We start from the raw sequence: 6,404 nt of genomic DNA, 5'->3' as shown, positions 1-6,404 counted from the left end.
CCAAACTCAAGTACGCGTTGCGCGTGCAACACAAATTGGAATCCGCCAAGCCAATCTTGGTCGTGCTGTGCGATCTGGGTTACGTCACCCAGGCTCAATTGGCGGAGCTGTTTCGCCGCCATCCGATCAAGGTTAAATTGGGACGTTTCCTGGTCGAGTTCGGCTACATCGGCAATACCGACCTGCAACTGGCGCTGGCCGCGCAACAACAGGACGCCGGCCGTAAGCGGCTGGGTGAAATCCTGGTCGAGCGCAATTTGATCTCCGAGTCCAAAATGCTGGAAGTGTTGGCGGATTTGATGGGGATCGCGGTCATCGACCTTGGTATCGCCAACGTTGACCAAGGCCTGTTGTCCAGGCAGATGCTCAAGTCGGCCAACAAACACTGTTTCTTGCCGATCGAGAAACAACAAGACGGCATTTTGGTTGCGTTCGGCGATCCGCTGGACCACGCGGCCATAGAAACGGCCAGGCACGTACTGGGCGGCGAGATTATCCCGGCGGTTGGGCGCTATTCCCAGATCATGCGTTTTCTGTTGAATTTTGAGCGCAACGCCGGCTCCGAGAAAATGTCGGTTTCCGAGCAATCGGTCGTCGCGATCGTCAATGGTATATTCGACGAGGCGATCCGTCAGGAGGCCAGCGACATCCACATCGAGCCGCTGGAGCATAAATTGCGGGTTCGCTTCCGGATCGACGGCATCATGGTGCATTACCAGGATTTCTCATCCAAGCTGGCTCAGCCCTTAATTAGCAGGATCAAGGTGATGGCCGGCGCCGATATCGCCGAGAAGCGCCGCCACCAGGACGGCCGCGTGCAGTTCGAACAGGCCGCGACGAATCACGTCATCGACATGCGGGCTTCGTTTTTCAGCACGCTCAACGGCGAAAAAATTGTTTTGCGTCTATTGAACCGCAAGACCGAATTGCTGGATATTCATGAAGTCGGCATGGCGCCGTTGATGTTGGAGCGTTTCGTCCAGGACTCGTTGGATGTGCCGACCGGCGTCGTGATTATTACCGGTCCGACCGGCTCCGGCAAAACCACGACCTTGTACAGCGCGCTGGATTATTTGAATGCGCCGGAAGTCAGCATCGTGACCGCCGAAGATCCGGTCGAGTATGTGATCGACGGTGTGGCGCAGTGCTCGATCAATCCTAAGATCAACTTGACCTATGAAGAAACCTTGCGGCATATCGTGCGTCAGGATCCGGATATCATCGTGCTCGGCGAAATTCGCGATAAGTTTTCCGCCGATACCGCGATACAAGCGGCGCTGACCGGCCACAAGGTGCTGACGACATTTCATACCGAGGATAGCATTGGCGGCCTGTTGCGCTTGCTTAATATGGAAATTGAGGCATTCTTGATCTCTTCGACCGTGGTATCGGTGGTGGCGCAGCGTTTGTTGCGACGGGTCTGCCGCCATTGCGCCGAACCGTTCCGTCCCGATCCGGGCTTGTTGCGTCGTCTGAGTATCACGCCGGAGGATTTGACCGGCGGGACCTTTATGTTGGGACGAGGCTGCGAGAAATGCCGCTTTACCGGTTATGCGGGCCGGGTTTGTGTTTTTGAATTATTGTCCATGAACGAAATGGTCAAGGATGCGATCCTGCAGCGCAAAACCTCCTACGAAATTCGCCGGATCAGCGTGGAGACCGCCGGTTTGGTGACGCTGGTCGAGGACGGCTTGGTCAAGGCCGCGGCCGGCGTGACTTCGTTGCAGGAAGTTATTCACAATTTGCCGCGTTTCGGCAAACCTCGCCCACTATACGAATTGCGGCGCTTGTTAGGCAGCCGTTGATAGCAAACACGACTAAAAATGAGTGATAAATCCCTTGCGGAATTAATCGATGAAGCCATTGCGTCCGGAACCACCGCGTTGCCGGTATTTCCGCGCGCGGTGACCGAGTTGCGGTTGGCACTGAAAGACGAGAATCGCTCGCTGGACGCGATTGCCAAACAAATAGCGATGGATGCCAGTCTAGCCAGTCAAATTTTGCGGGTGGCCAATTCGTCGTTCTATGCCAGTCTGAGCAAAATCAATACGGTCAAGGACGCGATTGTCCGGTTGGGGCTGCCAAAGATCGTGCAAATCGCCACCTTGGTAATGCAAAAAGGCCTGTTTACCGCCAAGGATCCGGCCACCACGCAATTCATGACCAAGCTGTGGCAACACAGCGTCGCGGTGGCGCTGGGCAGCGAATGGCTGGCAAAGCGCCTGGCTTTTCAGGCGCTGGCCGAAGAGGCCTTCATGGCCGGTTTGTTTCACGATATCGGTGAACTGTTGTTGATACGCTGCCTGGAAGACTTGCGTCGCCAGGATCCCAGCCTAAACCTGCCGGATGATCTGATACAAGAAGTCATCTCGCGCCAACACGAGGAAAAAGGCGCTTGGTTATTGCGATCCTGGAATTTGCCGGAAATTTACTGCAACGTCGCCGGTTCCCATCACGATACTGAATGCGCCGACAGCGGCACGGTCGAGCTGATCGTCAGAGTCGCCGACATGGTCTGTTATAAGCTGGGTATTGCGCCGCGCGCGCAACCGGACTTGCTGGTTTCGAGCAGCGAGGAAGTGGCGCGTTTGGGTTTGTCCGACATTGCGCTGGCCGAGTTGGAAATTGCGTTGGAAGATTCCTTGGCCTTGTCGGCTTAGTACTTGGTCGCGAATGCGGTTTCGCTGGCGCGGACGGTATGCCACGCCAGCGAGAGCCGGGCTTTAGCCGCGTAGCCAAAGTCCAGCGCTAGCGAACCTATCGGAAGCCGGGAGTTGCGGTTGCCGCGCCAAACCAGCCGCGCGGCAACCGGCCTCGTTAGACCGCCTCGATCAAACTCGGATCGTAATCCTCCGGCGCTTCGAAGCCCAACAAATTCAGGATAGTCGCCGCCGAATTCGCCAAGCCCGGCGCCGCTATATCGCTGCGCAATCTGTAGCCGGGGTTCTCCCCGGACACCAACACGAACGGCACCGGATTCAAGGTATGCGAGGTTTTGGCCTTGGTACGACCCTCGGCATTCCTGACCACATGGCCTTTCTTATCCAGTTCGTACATTTCGTCGGCATTGCCGTGGTCGGCGGTGATGATGGCCGTGCCGTTCATTTCCAGAATCACCGGAATCAAACGCGCCAATTGCAGATCCAGGCCCTGCATCGCGGTAACCGCTGCTTCGAAATTGCCGGTGTGGCCGACCATGTCGCCGTTGGCGTAATTGACCCGCAGATATTGATAGTGACCGCTGCGTACCGCTTCAATCAAGGTGTCGGTGATTTCGGCGCATTTCATCCACGGCCGTTGTTCGAACGGCACGACGTCGCTGGGGATTTCTACATAAGTTTCGGAAGCCTCGTCGAACTTTCCGGAGCGGTTGCCGTTCCAGAAATAAGTGACATGACCGAATTTTTGGGTTTCGCTGATGGCGTATTGCGACACGCCGTTCTTGGCCAGATATTCGCCCAAAGTGCGGTCGATGGTCGGTGGCTCAACTAAAAAACGCGGCGGCAATTTGGTGTCGCCGTCGTATTGCATCATACCGGCGTAGGTCACTTTCGGCAGCGGGCCGCGCTCGAACGGACTGAATTGCTCTTCGGTAAAGGCGCGAGAAATTTCTATCGCGCGGTCGCCGCGGAAGTTAAAAAACACCACGGCATCGCCGTCGACGATGGTTCCCAGCGGTTTGCCGTCTTTGGCAACCACGAAGCCGGGCAAATCCTGGTCGATGACCTTGGCCTCGTTGCGAAAGGTAACGATGGCTTCGTGGGCGCTGGCAAATTGTCTGCCCAAGCCCAGCACATGAATGTCCCAGCCACGCTTGACCATGCTCCAGTCCGCTTCATAGCGGTCCATCGTGATTTGCATGCGGCCGCCGCCGGAAGCAATCGCCACGTCGAAGTCCGCGCTGCGTAGGCCGTCCAGATAGGCCTCGAACGGATCGACATAGTCCAATGCAGAGGTTTCGCCGACGTCGCGGCCGTCCAGCAAAATATGCAGTCGTACTTTGGCGACGCCTTCTTGCTTGGCCCGTTCGATCATCGCTTTCAAATGGTCGATATGCGAATGTACATTGCCGTCGGAGAACAATCCCAGGAAGTGTAAAGTGCCGCCTTGCTTGGCGGTGGCAATCACCTCATGCCAGGCATGACCTTGCCAGAGATGGCCGCTGCTGATGGATTCGGCGACCAATTTGGCGCCTTGGGCAAACACCCGGCCGGCACCGAAGGCATTGTGGCCGACCTCGCTGTTACCCATGTCGTCGTCGCTGGGCATGCCGACGGCGGTACCGTGCGCGCGCAGCGCCACCATCGGATAACTGGCCATCAGCTTATCCAGGGTTGGGGTTCGGGCGGTTTTGACCGCGTCGCCGTCTTCGCGCGGCGAAATACCGACGCCGTCCAGCACGATGGTGACCACGGGGCCGGGACAGGCGGAAAAGCGGGAAGATTTTTCGAGTTTCATAAGGTTTGGGTAGTGTGGAAAATCAGCGAATGGAGGAATTAGCGCGTTGGCGGCAATTGGTCCGTATTTTATCAGTTGTGCCGCTCGCCGGGAAAACCGGCAAACGCTAAGCGCCCGCCGCGTCGGCAATTCATCCAATTTCGCGGCGCTCGTGCCCGCCGCGAACCGTTTTAACGACAAATTCGGTGTCGCCGCGCTGGCGAATTCGCGGTAATGCCATTACGATGGCGCGCCGCGTCCGCCGGACGGTCGCGGCAATTTTCGAGAACCGCTTTAGGAGAGCCTCATGGCATTAGCGTCGTTACGACAAATTCTGGATTACGCGGCCGAGCACGATTTCGCGGTGCCGGCCTTCAACGTCAGTAACATGGAACAGGTGCAAGCCATCATGGCGGCGGCGCGGGCCTGCGACAGCCCGGTCATCATGCAAGGCTCCGCCGGCGCCAACCGTTATGCCGGCGAAGTGTTCCTGCGGCATTTGATCTTGGCCGCCATCGAACAATATCCCGAGATTCCGGTCGTCATGCACCGCGACCACGCCCCGGCGCCGGCCATTTGCGCGCAAGCCATCCAATCCGGCTTTAGTTCGGTGATGATGGACGGCTCGTTGCTGGAGGATATGAAAACGCCGGCGTCGTTCGATTACAACGTCGAGGTGACCCGGCAGGTCGTCGCGATGGCCCACGCTTGCGGCGTGTCGGTGGAGGGCGAGATCGGCTGTCTAGGCTCGTTGGAGAACGGGGGCGCAGACCACAGCCGGCTGCTGACCGACCCCGGCGAAGCGGCCGAGTTCGTGGCGCGAACCGGGGTCGATGCGCTGGCGGTCGCTATCGGTACCAGCCACGGTGCCTACAAGTTCAGCAAGCCGCCTACCGGCGAAGTGTTGGTGATCAGTCGTCTGCAGGCATTACAGCAACGGCTGCCGAACATGCATTTCGTCATGCACGGCTCCAGTTCGGTACCGCAAGAGTGGTTGCAAGTCATCAACGAATACGGCGGCGCGATTCCCGAGACCTACGGCGTGCCGGTCGCGGAAATCGTCGAAGGCATCAAATACGGCGTCCGCAAAGTCAATATCGACACCGATCTGCGGATGGCGTCCACCGGCGCGATGCGCCGGTTTTTGGCTCAGCCCGAACATGCCGCCGAACTGGACGCCCGTAAAACCTATCAAGCCGCCAGGGAGGCAATGCAGGCTTTGTGCCAAGCCCGTTACGAAGCGTTCGGCTCGGCCGGCCATGCCGGAAAAATCAAGGTGGTGCCGCTCAGCGACATGGCTGAACGTTACCGGCGGACCAAGGCTTAGCCCGGATTGTCTCCAGCCACCCGGCCCGCCGCTCGTTGGTCTCGGCGACGGTCGCAATCCAACCCATTCCGATCGGCGCACACTGATGAACGATTCCTACCCCAACGCCAAAACCTTCGGCGCGCAAGGCTATTTGCTAGCGCGAAACCTGTTTTCCCAAACGCAAATGGCGGCGCTGAAAGCGATAGTCGAACGGATTTATCGAGCGTGGTTGGCTGAAAACCGGGCGTTAATGATCGTCAATCGCTTGGTGAATATGTACGGTTTGACCGACGCACGCTATTTTCCGGGGCTGCCGGAGCAGCGTTTGGCCTTGTTCGATTGGATCGCCCAGCCTTGCCTCGCGGTCTGGTTGGAAAGCCTGTTCGGCGACACGCTGTACTTTCACAATACTCAATTGTTTTTCAATCCTGACGATCCCGGCCAAGCGCCGTACTGGCATCGGGACCTGCAATACAGCGACATCGACGATCGCAACCAGCGCGCGGAGCAGGGCCGGTTACTGGCCTTGCATGTGCGGGTGCCGTTGATCGCGGAACAGGGTATTGCGTTGCTACCCGGCAGTCATGGCCGTTGGGATAGCGAGTTGGAGCGCGACGTGCGCTTCGAAACCAACGGACATCAGCAAAGCGACGAGCTG

General features: G+C 58.0%; 5 protein-coding genes. 4 read left to right on the top strand and 1 reads right to left on the bottom strand.

What is annotated here, in order from left to right; all coding sequences use genetic code 11:
• Together AC3B8H_RS17065 and AC3B8H_RS17060 are read left to right on the top strand one after the other, a co-directional pair.
• A partial coding sequence (locus AC3B8H_RS17065) for a GspE/PulE family protein (protein WP_488442743.1) occupies positions 1-1,805 on the top strand: 1,805 nt, incomplete at its 5' end.
• Positions 1,806-1,823: 18 nt separating this feature from the next.
• Positions 1,824-2,660 carry an HDOD domain-containing protein gene (locus AC3B8H_RS17060; protein WP_488442742.1) on the top strand — a complete coding sequence of 279 codons (837 nt, stop codon included), beginning with the start codon at positions 1,824-1,826 and terminating at the stop codon, positions 2,658-2,660.
• A 157-nt stretch (positions 2,661-2,817) separates the two neighbouring features.
• Here AC3B8H_RS17060 and gpmI read toward each other — a convergent pair whose 3' ends face one another.
• The gene (gpmI, locus tag AC3B8H_RS17055) at positions 2,818-4,458 is read right to left on the bottom strand and encodes a 2,3-bisphosphoglycerate-independent phosphoglycerate mutase (RefSeq protein ID WP_488442741.1); all 1,641 of its coding nucleotides are present in this window, start codon (positions 4,456-4,458) and stop codon (positions 2,818-2,820) included.
• 286 nt (positions 4,459-4,744) lie between these two features.
• Here gpmI and fba point away from each other — a divergent pair, with 286 nt between their 5' ends.
• Both fba and AC3B8H_RS17045 read left to right on the top strand, forming a co-directional pair.
• Entirely contained in the window at positions 4,745-5,764 is a 1,020-nt protein-coding gene (gene fba, locus AC3B8H_RS17050; RefSeq protein WP_488442740.1) for a class II fructose-bisphosphate aldolase, read from the top strand.
• Positions 5,765-5,849: 85 nt separating this feature from the next.
• Positions 5,850-6,404, top strand: a 555-nt coding sequence (locus AC3B8H_RS17045; RefSeq protein ID WP_488442739.1) for a phytanoyl-CoA dioxygenase family protein, incomplete at its 3' end; no start/stop codon positions are given.

This window comes from Methylomonas sp. BG-2 (assembly GCF_057766305.1).
This window is presented reverse-complemented; position numbering and strand designations above follow the sequence as displayed.

What these genes read in the sequence shown, in the direction of transcription:
- AC3B8H_RS17060 (WP_488442742.1), top strand. Translation starts at nt 1,824, where the DNA reads ATGAGTGATAAATCCCTTGCGGAATTAATCGATGAAGCCATTGCGTCC.
- gpmI (WP_488442741.1), bottom strand. Translation starts at nt 4,458, where the DNA reads ATGAAACTCGAAAAATCTTCCCGCTTTTCCGCCTGTCCCGGCCCCGTG.
- fba (WP_488442740.1), top strand. Translation starts at nt 4,745, where the DNA reads ATGGCATTAGCGTCGTTACGACAAATTCTGGATTACGCGGCCGAGCAC.